Source organism: Blautia sp. ZXY-1-B12 (genome assembly GCF_056339915.1).
On the sequence record NZ_JBWJVP010000286.1, the window covers coordinates 1 to 14,463 of the forward strand.

The 14,463-nt window shown below is 45.2% G+C and carries 18 protein-coding genes and 1 pseudogene; 2 read left to right on the top strand and 17 right to left on the bottom strand.

All coding sequences use genetic code 11. The annotated features are described in order from the left end of the window. Positions 1-1,144 (top strand): annotated as a pseudogene (locus tag AC075L_RS20040) (AAA family ATPase); the annotation flags it as partial. Positions 1,145-1,302: 158 nt separating this feature from the next. On the opposite strand, the gene AC075L_RS20045 reads toward AC075L_RS20040, so the two are convergent. The 5 genes from AC075L_RS20045 to AC075L_RS20065 all read right to left on the bottom strand — a co-directional run bounded on the left by AC075L_RS20045 (position 1,303) and on the right by AC075L_RS20065 (position 4,556). Then, positions 1,303-1,950: a hypothetical protein gene (locus AC075L_RS20045; protein WP_476388078.1), complete on the bottom strand. Its 648-nt coding sequence runs from the start codon at positions 1,948-1,950 to the stop codon at positions 1,303-1,305. Positions 1,951-1,972: 22 nt separating this feature from the next. Further along, complete coding sequence (locus tag AC075L_RS20050) at positions 1,973-2,101, bottom strand: hypothetical protein (RefSeq protein ID WP_476388079.1); 129 nt, start codon at positions 2,099-2,101, stop codon at positions 1,973-1,975. Beyond that, entirely contained in the window at positions 2,098-3,012 is a 915-nt protein-coding gene (locus AC075L_RS20055; RefSeq protein ID WP_476388080.1) for a hypothetical protein, read from the bottom strand. The genes AC075L_RS20050 and AC075L_RS20055 overlap by 4 nt, the downstream gene beginning before the upstream one ends. A gap of 347 nt (positions 3,013-3,359) precedes the next feature. Further along, positions 3,360-3,530 carry a hypothetical protein gene (locus tag AC075L_RS20060; protein ID WP_476388081.1) on the bottom strand — a complete coding sequence of 57 codons (171 nt, stop codon included), beginning with the start codon at positions 3,528-3,530 and terminating at the stop codon, positions 3,360-3,362. Positions 3,531-3,653: 123 nt separating this feature from the next. Continuing rightward, positions 3,654-4,556, bottom strand: a complete 903-nt coding sequence (locus AC075L_RS20065) for a sortase domain-containing protein (protein ID WP_476388082.1) — start codon at positions 4,554-4,556, stop codon at positions 3,654-3,656. An 83-nt stretch (positions 4,557-4,639) separates the two neighbouring features. Here AC075L_RS20065 and AC075L_RS20070 point away from each other — a divergent pair, with 83 nt between their 5' ends. After that, positions 4,640-4,810 (top strand): hypothetical protein, encoded by a 171-nt coding sequence (locus AC075L_RS20070; protein ID WP_476388083.1) that lies wholly within the window; start codon positions 4,640-4,642, stop codon positions 4,808-4,810. A 368-nt stretch (positions 4,811-5,178) separates the two neighbouring features. Here AC075L_RS20070 and AC075L_RS20075 read toward each other — a convergent pair whose 3' ends face one another. The 12 genes from AC075L_RS20075 to AC075L_RS20130 form a co-directional block, all read right to left on the bottom strand. Beyond that, complete coding sequence (locus AC075L_RS20075; RefSeq protein ID WP_476388084.1) at positions 5,179-5,478, bottom strand: hypothetical protein; 300 nt, start codon at positions 5,476-5,478, stop codon at positions 5,179-5,181. A gap of 10 nt (positions 5,479-5,488) precedes the next feature. Beyond that, positions 5,489-6,136, bottom strand: a complete 648-nt coding sequence (locus tag AC075L_RS20080; RefSeq protein ID WP_476388085.1) for a hypothetical protein — start codon at positions 6,134-6,136, stop codon at positions 5,489-5,491. 9 nt (positions 6,137-6,145) lie between these two features. Continuing rightward, positions 6,146-6,904 carry a hypothetical protein gene (locus AC075L_RS20085; RefSeq protein ID WP_476388086.1) on the bottom strand — a complete coding sequence of 253 codons (759 nt, stop codon included), beginning with the start codon at positions 6,902-6,904 and terminating at the stop codon, positions 6,146-6,148. A gap of 61 nt (positions 6,905-6,965) precedes the next feature. Continuing rightward, on the bottom strand, positions 6,966-8,702 hold the full coding sequence (locus AC075L_RS20090; protein WP_476388094.1) for a VirB4-like conjugal transfer ATPase, CD1110 family: 1,737 nt from the start codon (positions 8,700-8,702) through the stop codon (positions 6,966-6,968). A gap of 258 nt (positions 8,703-8,960) precedes the next feature. Then, the gene (locus AC075L_RS20095) at positions 8,961-9,326 is read right to left on the bottom strand and encodes a hypothetical protein (protein WP_476388087.1); all 366 of its coding nucleotides are present in this window, start codon (positions 9,324-9,326) and stop codon (positions 8,961-8,963) included. A 257-nt stretch (positions 9,327-9,583) separates the two neighbouring features. Continuing rightward, positions 9,584-9,853 (bottom strand): PrgI family protein, encoded by a 270-nt coding sequence (locus AC075L_RS20100; RefSeq protein WP_476388088.1) that lies wholly within the window; start codon positions 9,851-9,853, stop codon positions 9,584-9,586. Positions 9,854-10,020: 167 nt separating this feature from the next. Continuing rightward, the gene (locus AC075L_RS20105; RefSeq protein WP_476388089.1) at positions 10,021-10,821 is read right to left on the bottom strand and encodes a VirB6/TrbL-like conjugal transfer protein, CD1112 family; all 801 of its coding nucleotides are present in this window, start codon (positions 10,819-10,821) and stop codon (positions 10,021-10,023) included. 15 nt (positions 10,822-10,836) lie between these two features. Beyond that, positions 10,837-11,268 (bottom strand): hypothetical protein, encoded by a 432-nt coding sequence (locus tag AC075L_RS20110; protein WP_476388090.1) that lies wholly within the window; start codon positions 11,266-11,268, stop codon positions 10,837-10,839. Positions 11,269-11,685: 417 nt separating this feature from the next. Then, the gene (locus tag AC075L_RS20115) at positions 11,686-12,855 is read right to left on the bottom strand and encodes a hypothetical protein (protein WP_476388091.1); all 1,170 of its coding nucleotides are present in this window, start codon (positions 12,853-12,855) and stop codon (positions 11,686-11,688) included. Then, positions 12,852-13,154 carry a hypothetical protein gene (locus tag AC075L_RS20120; protein ID WP_055060483.1) on the bottom strand — a complete coding sequence of 101 codons (303 nt, stop codon included), beginning with the start codon at positions 13,152-13,154 and terminating at the stop codon, positions 12,852-12,854. Before AC075L_RS20120 ends, AC075L_RS20115 begins: the two co-directional genes overlap by 4 nt. A 135-nt stretch (positions 13,155-13,289) precedes the next feature. Beyond that, positions 13,290-14,141 (bottom strand): 3'-5' exonuclease, encoded by an 852-nt coding sequence (locus AC075L_RS20125; protein ID WP_476388092.1) that lies wholly within the window; start codon positions 14,139-14,141, stop codon positions 13,290-13,292. Between the two features lie 79 nt (positions 14,142-14,220). Then, the coding region (locus AC075L_RS20130; RefSeq protein WP_476388093.1) for a 3'-5' exonuclease at positions 14,221-14,463 on the bottom strand (243 nt) is incomplete at its 5' end.

Consider the following 14,463-nt stretch of genomic DNA (forward strand, 5'->3'; position numbering starts at 1 on the left):
TGCCTTGACAGCGACACCGCAGGAAGTGAAGCCTGCTCTCGACTGGCGCAGGACATTCCCGGCGAGATCGCCGTCATTCACATTGTCCCGGCAAGGAAAGACTGGAACGATGTTCTCCGTCAGCAAGGGGACATTCCCAGCCGCAAATTCATAGCCGAGACAATCACGCTGCGAGAGCTGCCCACTGCCCAGCCTGTTCCCATGCTCCGCATGGCAGATGTGGAGCTGACGAGCGTGGATTGGCTATGGTTTCCCTATATCCCCTTTGGAAAGCTGACGATTATACAGGGCAAGACCTACTTTGCCATGCATCTTGCGGAGGCTTGCACCAACCGAAAGCCTTTGCCCGGTATGGAAACCCTTGAGCCTTTCAATATCATCTATCAGACCGCCGAGGACGGTCTCGGGCGGTGTTACCGTTAAGCCCCGGCTGATGGAAGCGGATGCAGACCTTGAACGAGTGCTTGTCATTGACGATAGAGACACGCCGCTGACTCTTGCCGATGAACGCATAGCAAGGGCAATCCGGGAGAACAACGCAAGGCTGGTTATCATTGACCAGGTACAGGCGTTTCTGGGCGCAGATGTGGACATGAACCGGGCAAATGAAGTCCGTCCCATCTTCCGCAGTCTGGGAGACATTGCACAGCCTACCGGGTGCGCTATCGTGCTGAAAGGACACTTGAACAAAGCCGCAGGAACACAAAGCACTTACAGGGGCTTAGGGTCTATCGACATTACGGCGGCAGTCCGCAGTCTGCTCTTTATCGTCAAGCTGAAGGACAGCCCCACAACGAGAGTGCTTATCCATGAGAAAAGCTCCCTTGCGCCGCCCGGACAGTCCCTTGCCTTTTCTCTGGGAGACGAGAAAGGCTTTGAATGGATAGGAGCTTATGACATTACCGCTGACGAGCTTCTTGCCGGGGCAGACACCGCCAAGACCGAGAGCAAGACCGCACAAGCGCAAATGCTCATTCTGGAACTGCTGGCAGATGGAAAGTGTATGACAAGTGCAGAGCTGGAAAAGACGGTCAATGAGTGTGGAATTTCTTCACGCACCATGAGAACGGCAAAGAGCCGTATCGGGGACAGACTTGTGACCGAGAATGACGACACAGCATTGGTCTGCTATCTCCAAGACTGACAACAAGAACACGGCAAGCGTGGCAAAGACGGCAAGGTTTTTATAGATACCTTAATGTTGCCGCCTTGCCTTGTTCCATCATACCGACACCGCCCGATGATGAACAGTCACCGGGCATTTTTCATTTACAGGAGGATTTTGAATGAATAATACCGCAACTAACAACACCCCTTGTCTTTGATCTGCTCTTTGGCTGCATCCATGTCTTTTCTGGTACTTTTTTCCATAATGAAGGAGATTTCACTGGCATCGCTTAAGGTCATCCGCAGCGTACCATCCTCCAGCATTGTTGCGTCACACTCGATGTCTTTGTATTCATCCTTATTTTCTCCCAGATTCCCACCACCAATCTTAAACGACAGAGTTCCATCTGAAAAAACAGTTTCCAGATCAGAAATATCAATGATCCCATCCGTAGAATCAATGTCCATATACAGCCCGGCTTTCTTATCGTCAACTGTCAGAAAAAAACTGTTGACGCCAAACAGGTTCGCCGGGGCAAGAACATCATCCGTTTCCACCTTTTCTGCTTTCCATACACCGTCAATATCGGATTCCTTTACTTTTTTGGCCGCTGCTACGGTTTTCTTTTTGGCATTCTCTTCATCCCTGGTAAACACAAACGTCTCCCCATTACTCTGTGTGGTCATGGTTTCTTTCTTTTCATCATAGTCGATCAGCAGATCGTCATCCGTTCCTTCGTTTACAAGGATCTGGTTTTCTTTTTGCACCCATTTACCGGTAAACTCGGTCTTATCCTTGTTGTCATATTTGATGGAAAAAACCCCATCCTTATCAAGCGTCATCACTGCCGGGGTTCCCCAGATATTACCGAACCACTCTCCGATTACAGATGCTTCTTCTGCCCTGAGCAGAAAATGTCTCCGCTATGAATGGAACGATTCCTGTTAACGCCAGTACTCCGGCAAGTACTGCTGCCACAATCTTTTTCTTCATGTCAAAACTCCTTTTCTTTTTAATATGATTAAAAAAGCCCCGCTTAAGCAGGGCGATGGACAGGTTTTTTGGCAGTATATTTCGGGCACTTGATCAGCAAGGGAGCCGGACAATACAGCTCCTTTCGGAGATGCTGTGTAATTCGACTGCATGCGTTCACAGTCTTTGTAAGAAGTCCGGCAGATACTGCACAGGCCATTTTCAGCAATATACTTCTTCTCCGCGGCAGCCTTCTTTTTCGCCTTAAGCTTTGCGGCAGAAACTATCTTTACCTGTTTAGCCTTTTTCTTACTCTGTTCCTGCTTCCTGTCATATTCCTGTCTGCAGGAATCTGAACACAAGGGTGCCATCATCTCACTGACCGGACAGAAAAATGTCTTATGACAGATGACACAGTCTTTGTATGCATGAGGCTCCTTGTCTTTATGTAACACTTCGTATTCCGCGGAGCAGAATTTCCCAAAGCCGGAGAATTCCTTTCCACATTCCGCACATACTTTCAGATTGTTGTCCCTTAGATATTTTGTATATTCTTTCTTTTTCTCCCGGTCTTTCTGATAGCAGGCATTGCAGCAGAAAACGGAATTTTTGACGAATTCCTTTCCGCAGTTTGGACAGATTTTAAGAGAACCGTTTCTTCTGGCAGCGTCCATCAGGTATTTTTCTCTGCATTCCGCGGAGCAGTACCAGTTGTGCCATCCGGTGTCTCTTTGGTCATCCGTCTCAAGCATTGGTTTTCCGCAGCAGGCGCAGGTGGTATTTTGTATCCTGTCTGCAGTTTCACAGGCTCTGCTGCAATATGCAGAGGTTACTCCGTTGTAGCAGATGAATGTTTTGTGGCAAAATTTACATTCGACCTCTGTTTTTGATACCGGACGCCCGGTACCAACCCTTGCCACGCTATATTGCATATGCTTATGCAGATCTCTCCAGGCTTTGGTGGAATCTTTTCCGCATTCAGGACAATACTTCTGGCTACTTCGGCTTGGCGTAAACCATACACCTCAGATCTCACACTCTTTTTGTTTTGTTTCCATATCCAATTTCTCCTTCCATTTTTGGTTTGGGAGAAATATGAAGGATATTACTGCAATACAAAAACGGTCAGATAAAAATACTTTTTTACCACGCAAAAAACACCGACAGGAATCTTTAAGAGACTGCCAGTGTTTTTTGGGAACAATAACTGAATAGTGCTGACATTTTTAATTCCACTATTAATATGACAAAAAACATTTTGAGAGCACAAAGCGGATGTCTAGTTGCAGACGGAAGACTCCTGAATTGCGTCATAAGCCTTGATATACAGGCTTTTTGTACGGTAGAAAAAGGGAACCTCGTGTATCCTGAGCTTCCCTGCAAGGATATCTCTGTCACACTGAGAATATCCATCTCCTTTATCAATGAAATATTCTTCACTTCTCTCCATTTTAATACCTCCGATTTTTACTTTCTTAAATAATAGGACAAAATGTACAAGGACGTTTTTCCTGCGAAAACAGGATCTTTTATTTAATGATAATCAACATCTGCTTCCACTCACCGGGGAAGGTTATTTTTTCTGTTTTGCCGTTGGTGTCGGCACAACATAATCCTCCTTTAACTGAGTATCGATCAGCATACAGTTGACTATAAAACGGTTGTTGATCACACCGGAGTCTGCACAGGTAGATAACGTGATGACCTGTTCATCCCCCGTAGGCTTAAACTCTGTGGAATAATAACCTTTTTTGATAGAATATTTTACCCATTTCCGGAAATCCTTTGAGCCAATGGTAAAACCGATGGTGTACGTTCTGTCATTATCAAGACAGTTATAAACATCATATATTGCATACGTTCTTGTCTCCTCAGGGGTATAGATATACATATAGGAATGCTTCTTCCAAAAGCCCGTATCCGTATAATTGGATAACTGTCCAAACATCTGCCCGCTTGCCATGTTGTGTCCGTACAGGATGATATGCGCATCATCGAGATCTTCACTCGTCCCCTTTTCCGCAAAGATGGACCCGAGGATATTGTAGGAACCGTCCATGTGATGATACAGATAATAATTATCCGCAGTACCCTTCAACACCGCATAGTTTACGGCAAGGTCTGGGATATGGATCCAGCCAATGATATCCGGGTTCATCTTTTTTAGTCCGTTCCAGTCAACCCCGTTCCAATCCTGCGGGATATTTTGGAACTTCTTTTCCGATGATTTTTTCTTATCGGAAGCTTTTGCTGCCGTTTTCCTGTCCGCAAAATCGTAGGGAAGGGTTCCATCCGCGGAGTCCGCAAAATCCGTGTACCCTTCCTGTACCTGTTTACTCTTGTAATCAGAGATCCAGTATGGCACCTGTTCCTTAAATGCCATATAAAACATAAACCCTGCCGCACACAGCAGGATCAGAAAAAATAATGTAAAGACCGGGAATTTCTTCTTTTCCCGCACCTTCAGACTTCCCATTATCATCCTCCTTTCTTTTTCCCACAATATGCCAAAAAAACGATTTTCATAATTTGTTAAATTCTGCACATTATCAGAAAAATATGACCGCATACAAAAATGCATTGAGGAAATATGTATCCAATTACAAAAGCAGCTGTGTGAAATACACATCCATCGAAAACTGCCTCACCGGAAATAACGGCGAATTCTTAGACGACGATACCCATTACAACAATGCAACACTTAAGAAGATCCTTAAGAAAATGGCATAAGAAAAGCGGAGGTTTATCCTCCCTTTTTTTGAGCAAAAAAAATACCCCCTGCAGGATCTATATGAAACTGCAGGGGGTTAAAACAGGATGTGGCGTGGACTTATCCGTCCATCCTTAATATGACAAAAAATCGTGATCTTGTGCAACTCCCAGATATTTTCTGGCAATCCATCCGGGACAAAAAAGAAACATCCGCGGAGATGATCAAAAGGCCGCAGATGTTTCCGATTGGATGATTAATCCGGTGCGTATGAAATTGCGGAAAAACTATCCGCCAAAACAGACATCCGGGAATTGACACGTATACGAAAGGAGTGTATCCTGGATGCACTGTCTATCCTTATTATACACGAGAATTAAAAAAAAATCTAGCATCTTTTTTTGAGGTAGATAAATACCCCGAACGTAAGAACTCCAAGAATACAGATAGAAACCAGACTGCTGACAAAACGGTCTTTTGCTGTCTTTTCCTTAGGCTTATTGCTTTCCTCGTCAAACCGGGTTTCCTCTGCATCGCTTGCGGACGCTTCTGCCTGGGTGCTTCCCGAAGAGCTGTCTTCCCTTTCACTCTTTTTAGATTCCTTACTGTCTTTGTCTGTAAGGCCTAAATATTCTTCCAGAGACATTCCGTTGAGGATCGCCTCCTGACGGGCGGTTTCATATTTCATACCTTTTTGCTCAAGGGCATCCTGGATCTTTTTTCCACTGTCGGTAAGGTTTCCGTCGGCATCGAGATACCCGTTGTTTGTAAGTATCCTGCAGATAAGATTCCCGGACGGTGTCATCATCGAATACGCCTTTGTCCACATAAGAGGAATTTAAGGTCACATCATTTTCATTTGACGTATCCTCTATGGTACTGTTTACGTCCACTTCCTTATAAAGCTCCCCTACCCCGATCCTGTCCGTTAGTTTATCCACTGCTTCCTGTCCGATGGCGAGCGGAACGGTCGTGACCTGGTCGTTATACACACGAAAGAATGTTTTTGTTGCGGCAGGCTCTTTTTTCAGTTCCTTACTGCTGCCGATATATTTGATACGGATGACCTGATAATCCCCCGGGACAACCCTTGCGGAAAGCTTCGTGTCGTTGGCATCCACATCGATGTGTCCCATACGGCTGTCCTCATCCAGAAGCCGGAAGAAGATCCGGTACACATCCAGGGATCCCGCGTCCAGCCCGTCACTGAAGGTTGTTTTTATAGTAAAGTTATCTGCCCCCACCCCGTTCTGGACTACGGGGTTTCTGGCAAAAACGGATGCCGGACAGCTGAGGAAACTGACGCCTAATGCGGCAGCCATCAGAAAAACAGATAGTCTTTTCATAAATGCCTCCTATTCTTTTCCGCGGATACCTGTTTTATCAAGATCCAGCTCGGAACGGCGCACGTTGGAAAGATCTGTATGTTCTGTAGAACGGATACGGTGTTTATTCGATGGCTCTTCCACATGATTCTGGTTCAGGAAATAATTCTCATCCATAGGAGTGCCTTCATTGATCATGGCCATGACGCTCTCATTCATAGCTTCATCTTCAAGCTGGGATTTTTCATCAGATTCCATCTCACGGAGTGCTTCCGCCTTGATCTCTTCCAGGTCGAAATCACACGCAACCGCATTTACAAGGTCTGCTGCAAATACCAGCTGGACGATGAACGGACGGTTGTCTTTTGAAAGGCCTTTTAAATAAGCTGCCGGATTGCTGAGTGTCAGGTAATAATCCACTGCGCATTCGATATTTATGATCGTAAGGGTGAACAGCATATTCCCCTTGTCTGCATGTGAATGGAACTCATCAAGGACTTCCATGATCCTTCTAAGCCACATGTTCTGTTCATGCTGGAAATCAAGCTCCACCATGACAAACGGTCCCGTAAAGCTGATCCTGTTTACAAAAACACCGGGGGCAGCCGTAAAGCTTGTCATCTCGTTGATTTTTTCCAGGGTTTCATCCTCAGTGGTCTCAACCTTATACAGACTGCACTCCACAACGCTCTTCGGATCCCCGTCTTCGTCTTCTCCGGATAAAGCTTCTACCAGTTCGTCTATAGAGATCTCTTTTTCTTCGTCAAAAAGTTCATCATCATAATGCATCAACCATACCTCCTTTTTCGTTAATATGAAGAAAAACAGGAACAAAGTCCTGTTTTTCCAATCACCCTGCATTTTCAAGGTCTACCTCATCAGGCTTCGTGGTCATCGCCTTGTAAAGTTTGGTATCCGTCGGGAATTCATCCTTGAACGGAATGATGTCCGAACCATTGTAAATCAGTCCTTGTCCGGAATCGGCGCTTGTGACATATTCGATCTCTGTGTTGCTGATACCGAACATCTGCTGGAGCTGCATACGTCCGTAAGGATCAAGGTTTAACATCATCATGAAATCCGAGTTATTGATGATCGCCCTTGCCTCGGAGGACTTTAACATATCCTCTGCCTGCTGTGTGATACCGGTCGGGATACCATTCCACTTACGTGCACGTTTCCAGATCTGCTTGGTATATTTGGCAGAAGTCTCTGTCTGTGTAAGCAGATGGAACTCGTCACAGAAAAGCCAGGTGTACTTTCCTTTCTTGTGGTTCTCGATCATACGGTTCCATACATTGTCAAGACAGATCTGAAGGCCCATGTTCTTAAGTCCGGAACCGATATCCTTAATATTGTAGACCGTAAAACGGTTGATGATGTTTACATTGGTCTTGTGTGCAAAGGTATCCTGGGTACCTATCGCAAAACGTTCCAGCGCAAGCGCAAGGTTCTGGGCTTCCGGCTGTGGCTGCTGTTTCAGCTCATCATACAGATCCCTCAGTGTCGGTACGGTATCCGCATCGTAATTAAGTCCCCTTGTACGTAAGCCTTCCACATATTCCATATAAACGTTCTTAGTACAGCGGTCGATAACGGAACGCTGCGTTGGGGAAAGATCGTACCTGGAACCAAGGGCTGCCTCACAAATGGAAGCAATGAAGTCTGCTTTCAGCGTGATCGGATCATCCTTTTCCGCATAATCCAAACTCATATCCATCGGGTTTAAGTATACGTTGGAACCCGGGGCAATACGGATGACGGAACCATGGAACAGTACTGCTAACGGGCTGTACTCATTCTCAGGGTCGATAACGATGATATCATCGTCGGTGTTCAAAAGCACCGAAACCATTTCCCTTTTTGCACTGAAGGATTTACCTGAACCTGGGGTTCCAAGGATAACGCCATTACCGTTCTTTGCACTCTTTCTGTCATACAGGATCAGCTGATGGGATACTGCATTCAGGCCATAGTACAGACCGCCTTTCTGCATCAGTTCTTTTACGGAGAACGGAAGGAAGATCGCCGCACCCGTAGTATTTAACATGCGCTCCATCTTGACCCTGTTGTAGCATAATGGCAAACAGGTATCAAAACCCAGCTCCTGCTGTTCTGATAAAACATCTGCCTGGCAGACAAACCGTTCCGCGGTAGCCTTGACGATCTCCGTATACTTATCCAGCTGCTCTTTAGTGTCTGCAAAAACAGTCATGGTGATCGTGGTCATGAATAGTTTCTGGTTATCCTGCGTAAGATCCTCCATGATCTGTTCCACTTCACGCTGGAAGTTTCTGATCTCCGGGGAGATCAGATCCGAGGAGTAACCGTTCTTGCTTGCTTTTTTCTGCTGTTCTACCACGTTCTGGTTGATATCCACTGTCTTATTCTTTACCAGTTTAAGGGCATCCCCCTGCGCCAGAGAGCGGTAGATTATGGATGTGAGCATGTTAAACGGCTGGTTGGACATCTCCGCCAGGATATCTCCTCTGAGATAGGACGGAAGGTTCCTAAGTGTTAAAGACCTTGCATATTTATCATCGATCCGGATATAGTCATGTTCAAAGACCATGCTCATGGGAGCGATCGCATCCTTCGTGGGGGAAGGCCCCGTTTTTTAAGTTCTTTAAGATTAAAGGTCGACAGAGATTCCGTCCATCCCTCATCTTTAATTTCTGATAAAACGGGATATCGGAATCCACATGGTAGATATCGTAAAGGTTTGAAAGACGTTCCCTGATGGAACATGGAACCACGTCTGTACCTATCAGTTTCTTTAATCCCGATGCGATAGAAGAATCCAATCGGGAAAACGTGTTCTTTGCTTCCTCGATATCGTCTGCCTCTATATATACAACCAGATACTTATTATGTATGATATCGTGCTCCTTGCAACAGCCATCTTATCGATCAGCATATTGTTCATTTCTTCCCTGTATTCATTCAGGGAATCATTTTTGATTCCGATCAGCACATTCTGCTCAAACTCCGAACTGCTGATGCTTTTATTATGGACAACGACCTGCATCTGTACTTCAGGTCCGAAGCTTCCAATAAACTCCGAATATTTACCAAAGATCGCTCTCTGCTCATCCATGGATTCAATGGAGAAGTTAATATCAGAGAGGGCATACATTTTAGAATACCCTCTCGCAGAAACCTGTATGATTCCGTTCTCATATGCTCCCAGGTATGGGATGGAATCCTGCACAGTCTTTGGGAATCCCTTGTAGGTTCTTTAGGAGTTTTCTTCGTATATGTCCAACCCTAAGGCTTTTGTTATTGTGTTAAGAATACCCATATAACCTCCTACTTGGTACATCACGTAATCAGGATGTTTCCTCAATACGGATGCACTGAAGACTTTCTGTTTAAAATTTTTTTCTGTTTTTGCTTTCTCTGCTTCCTCTTCCTGGCTGTTATAAAAATTCTCGATACTGGTATGTCCTTACCTTTGGAGCGATATAGTTAAGAACAAAAGCGTTCTTTAAAAATTTTTCCAGCGGCATATCGTATGGGGGTTACGACTGCAAATGCCATAATGGGCACTGCCAGTATTACTCCGATCCCAATCTTTGTATTTAAAGACAGTCCCGGCATGATGGCATTTACGAGCGTCAGCGTCGCAAAATCAACTGCTGCCGTAATCAGGCCGCACACCACCATCCTTGTAGAGAACGGGCCGATGAGGGTTGTTTTCACTTTTGTAATGTCCTTTGGAATAGGGACTTCTATCATGGAACATTCCTCCTTGCATATAGAAAGGCTGCCGGGATCTAAAGATCCTCTCATGCCTTTGATTTCCTTAAACACCGGCAATGTCGTTGGCAATACCCATGGACTTGAACAAGAGACCGATCTTTGTGACAGTAAGTCCAAGACAGGTCAGCCATGTGGAGCCAAACTTACCAGAACCGGTGATCGCATCCAGAAAAGCGATCGTTTCCTTTGGAAAACGAGTTTCCGGTTGCTGCCTTCAGGTCACTTATTGCCTTAACTGCATCCGGCCCGACCTTCCACTGGATCAGAAGGGCAACACAGTCTGTGATGATGACAGCCAATGCGAATTGAAGGGCAAGAGCAAAGATCTTTTTCAAATAACGGATCCCTGCCGCATGGTTTCCATCACCAAAGAGATCAGCAACTCCCACAGGGGCAAACATTGCCCTGACGGAGAGCTCCACGATCCTTGAGATAGCGATAAACATGACCGAAATGTTTGAGACCATTACTACCAGATACGAAATGAGGATCTTGAGCAGGTAACCGACAGAGTCGATGATGCCAACTTTCTTTAATCCTTTTTTCAGCATGGAAACCTTAGCGGCATCCGCAAAGAAAGAGTTTCCACCCTCCGCAGCACTCAGTTCCTTCGCAAGGGCCGAGCCCGCACTTACCATGTACTGGATGATGGTCATACTGTTTGTGATCAGCATGTATGCAAGCGCAAGTTTTATAAAAGTCTTGATAAAATATTCATAATTGAAATTTTTACTGGAAGCCTTATCTGCTATATCGATAAGGAAGTAAAGGATCATGATGGATACGCCGACGGTCGTGATAACTGCAACAATATTTGTAAACCGGCTATCCTTCATGAGTTTCGAGAAAAGTTCATCATATGTTGTGAAAGTCTTAAGAACGCTAGTAGAAGTAAACAGTCCATTGTATATTTCAACGATCCAACTTAATAGTGTTACTAGCAATTACTGGCCCTCCTGTTAGATATCTGCGTTTCCGATTGTAAGTCCGTCAATTCCAAGACCTTCAATAACGGATTTCAGGGAGATCAGTACAATAGAGCAGATGATCGTCTGGATCGCATCTGACTTAGACTCTGCATCTGTTCTTTTGATAGCCATAATGAACTGCGCTACACCCCATACTAAGAGGACAATACCTACCCATCTGAACATTGCAAGGATGATGGCCACGATATTTCCAATAAGACCGGAAGCTGTACTTTTACTTCCGGCTGCAAAGGTCATCATTCCTGACATCATGATGAACAAATATGCCATGGTCATGATGCTGATCGCCTTTCCGCAGACAAGCATGGTTTTTCTTCTTTTCTCTTCCATCTCATTTTTCTTGAGCAGTAATTTTCCGCAGGTGAGTTCCGCGGAAGCCTTCATTGAAGATAAAAAATTCATTTCTAAAAATTCTCCTTTCAAAATATTTCAACAGGAAGGGATACCGGTTCTTGCCCACACCGGCATCCCGATATCTGTTGAGCACTTGTAAAATGAAAAAAAATGAAAAAAACGAAAAAAGGGGTTAAAAGACACTGAGACTCAGAAGTCCAGATAATAGAAGCACCTGAAAAAAAGTGAATTCGAATTCACTTTTTTTGTACGATGCCGAGTAGTGTATAAGGGGAAGAAACACAATGATAAGCCTGATAAGATGCATAATAAAGGACATCCACGGTCTGTTTTACTCTCCGCGGATGCCCTTAAAACGAAAGGAAAAAAGTTTTAGAACGGACAGCGCTTTAACTGTCCGTACGTAATATGACAAAAAGGTACAAAAAAGAGGCGGTAAAGACCACCTCTTTCTCCAGAGTAATACTAAGCATCTTTCTTTGGTCCAAAGTAATCCACGAAAGTTTTAAATGAAGGAACAGTTTTATCATAAAGCACCCTTGCCCGGTTTTCAGATAAAAACTGTTCTAACTGTTCTTTATATAGATGCATCCCAGACCGGATACTGGATGCATCTACGGAAACAAGAAGGGACAGGATCACGCTGCGCACTTCATCATCCGTTACTTTGAAATTTTTAAAACACTCCTTCCGCAGAAACTCCCCCAATACTCCTTCCAGATCACTGCCGGCAGAGTCTGCTTTTTTTGTATTTCCCTTTTCCGCGGCAGGCAGCTGCTTTTCAGGTTCTTTCTTCTTATCCTCTGTGCTTTTGTTATGGCTGGCAGGCTGTCCTTTTGTTTTCTCCTCTTTGCCGGCGGATTTTTTGTTTTCCATACTCAACTTGTCATTGGTATTTTTAGGCTTTACCTCTGCCTTATCCTGTTTTTTGTCTGGCTTTGGTGGCTCCGGCTTCACCTTGCTTTCTGAAGAGACAGGCCTTTTTTTGTCAACAGGACGGTTCGATCCTTTTTTGGGCGTTTTTTCCTTTGGCGGGACTGCCGGTTTGTCAAGCACTGCACCATCTTCCACTTCCAACATGGTCAGCATATCCATGGTCATGTCCGAGAGCGTATCCATGTCCGCAGTTATGGGGACAGTTGCTTTATCCGGACGCTTTCCTTTCTTTCTGGGAGACTCGCTGTTTTTCGGTTCAGGCTTTTTGGCCGCTTCTTTTTTCCCTCCAGAAGATTTCTTTCCATCTGTCTTTGGTTCTTCCGGGAACTTCTCCTTTACCTCTGTCTGATCCCTGAGGATATTACGGATACCCATATAGGAGGAAGCAGAGTCATCATATAAAAGAAAATCCTTAAAAACACCGGTGAGGGAAGCGTCCCCCCAGAGGATAAACTTATCTTTTGGGTTGACGGAGTGCTGCACCCCGATCTCGAACGTGATCAGCGGGATACAGTCAGCCATTTTTTTCGGGAGCATCCTTAAGATGATCCAGCCTTTACTGATGTACTCAAATACAATGTCCGGAAGTTTCCTGCCTTTTTCATAAAACAACAGTATTTTGTACCCTTTGGCAAATTCTGCAGGAAGAAGCTTTTCCACGCTGTCAAAGTACATGCTGTCCATGATATAGATATTCATTTATCTATCTCCAGCTCCGGATCGTCCAGGTCGTCAAATACGCTGAAATCCAATTCCGGCTGATGCAGGACGGTATCGAATCCGTTTGCAACATTGATGTGTTTACAAAGCTGGTCATCAGACAATACTGTAGACATATTGCTGGCACTGTAAAGAACATTCCTGTAGGATGTCTTCCCATCCATATCCTTTACGCAGAATGCAGCAAAATAAGGGATACCGCAGATCACGCACATCCGGTTCAGCTCTTTTAAGATCGGTTTGATCTTCTCTTCATAGTCGTCTGTTCTGTCAAACATATAAAACCCTCCTTTTAGTCGAAAAAAGTGAATTCGAATTCACTTTTTTGGATGGCAGGGATGAACCCCGGCCTTACCATTTAATATGAAAAAAAGGCTGTACCTGCAAAGGTACAACCTGTGAAGCCCATGAGATCAGTCATGGGCAGCCTGATTTTTCAAATACGAGTTGAGGGCATCAAAGATGGACAACTGGGAAGCCCCCTTAACCTGGCGGTTGTATTCCGCTTTCTGGGCATCCGTCATCTCATGGGAGCCTGCCTCACGGGAACTCCTCCTTGCTGCGGCACGTTTTTTCCTTTCCTGTGCCTTCAGCCCTTCGTTCGGATCGACTGGGCAGTACGGGATATCTTCCGCCTCAAACACTTCCCTGAGGAACTGGTTGTATGTGCGGTCATCTTTCGGACCGTATGCCACATACTGTCCGGTAATGTAAAGCAGGTCCCTTGCACGTGTCATGGACACGAATAACAAACGACGGGCTTCTTCCACCTTTTTCTGATGTTTAGGTCCTGAGGTATGCAATGACGCAGAATCATAACCGCTGATACTGTTAAACACTGCTTTCCATTCCAGGCCCTTAGAAGAATGTGCGGTCGTCAAAACTACACCCTGGTACTTCTGTTCCATCTTCTTTCCGGCGTTTTTCCCATAAATGGAAAAATTACGGATGTATTCCAGTTCGGACTGCAGGTCCTCATTGGCATAAACAAGGTCCAGAAAAGCCTGATAGATCTCATCCTCCTCTTTTAAGGCATCCAGGAATTTGTGGAACAATACCCTCTGGTATGGGATCTCCAGCTGGTCAATGCTCATGAAGGTTTTCTTCATCTCATCCACTTCCAGACGCAGCCCGGTCATGCTCTTTTTATGGAAAATGTCGCCGTGGTACCTCGCTACCAGGTAGTTGAAGTACAGCAGGTCTGATTCCGGCTGGTAGAACGCTTCGGCAAGACTTAATGCTGCTTTGACATTTGCATTCTCCATATACGGGAGCGGGCTCATCATGACCCATGGGATCCCTGCCTGTGTAAGCTCGGCACCCAGGGCAACAAGCTCCGTTTTCTTAAAGGCAATGAAGGCGATGTTTTCCGGCTGATACCCTGAATGGATTCAGATCCTTGATCCGTTCCGAGATATAGCGGTACTCCGTCTTCTTGTCATGGAAGCCCCTTACCACTGGTTTTTTCCCGGATTCCCTTACCGGTATCATATCCTTGTCCACACGATCTTTATTTAATGCATTGATCTTATTGGCCAGCTCCAGGATCTCCGGTGTGGAACGTCGGTTTTCCGTCAGGTACAGGTC

Coding starts and splice junctions, on each gene's coding strand:
- AC075L_RS20045 (WP_476388078.1), bottom strand. CDS start 1,950: ATGACGCTTGATAAGGATGGGGTTTTTTCCATCAAATATGACAACAAG.
- AC075L_RS20050 (WP_476388079.1), bottom strand. CDS start 2,101: ATGAAGAAAAAGATTGTGGCAGCAGTACTTGCCGGAGTACTGGCGTTA.
- AC075L_RS20055 (WP_476388080.1), bottom strand. CDS start 3,012: ATGCAATATAGCGTGGCAAGGGTTGGTACCGGGCGTCCGGTATCAAAA.
- AC075L_RS20060 (WP_476388081.1), bottom strand. CDS start 3,530: ATGGAGAGAAGTGAAGAATATTTCATTGATAAAGGAGATGGATATTCT.
- AC075L_RS20065 (WP_476388082.1), bottom strand. CDS start 4,556: ATGGGAAGTCTGAAGGTGCGGGAAAAGAAGAAATTCCCGGTCTTTACA.
- AC075L_RS20070 (WP_476388083.1), top strand. CDS start 4,640: ATGACCGCATACAAAAATGCATTGAGGAAATATGTATCCAATTACAAA.
- AC075L_RS20075 (WP_476388084.1), bottom strand. CDS start 5,478: ATGAAATATGAAACCGCCCGTCAGGAGGCGATCCTCAACGGAATGTCT.
- AC075L_RS20080 (WP_476388085.1), bottom strand. CDS start 6,136: ATGAAAAGACTATCTGTTTTTCTGATGGCTGCCGCATTAGGCGTCAGT.
- AC075L_RS20085 (WP_476388086.1), bottom strand. CDS start 6,904: ATGCATTATGATGATGAACTTTTTGACGAAGAAAAAGAGATCTCTATA.
- AC075L_RS20100 (WP_476388088.1), bottom strand. CDS start 9,853: ATGATAGAAGTCCCTATTCCAAAGGACATTACAAAAGTGAAAACAACC.
- AC075L_RS20110 (WP_476388090.1), bottom strand. CDS start 11,268: ATGAATTTTTTATCTTCAATGAAGGCTTCCGCGGAACTCACCTGCGGA.
- AC075L_RS20115 (WP_476388091.1), bottom strand. CDS start 12,855: ATGAATATCTATATCATGGACAGCATGTACTTTGACAGCGTGGAAAAG.
- AC075L_RS20120 (WP_055060483.1), bottom strand. CDS start 13,154: ATGTTTGACAGAACAGACGACTATGAAGAGAAGATCAAACCGATCTTA.
- AC075L_RS20125 (WP_476388092.1), bottom strand. CDS start 14,141: ATGGAGAATGCAAATGTCAAAGCAGCATTAAGTCTTGCCGAAGCGTTC.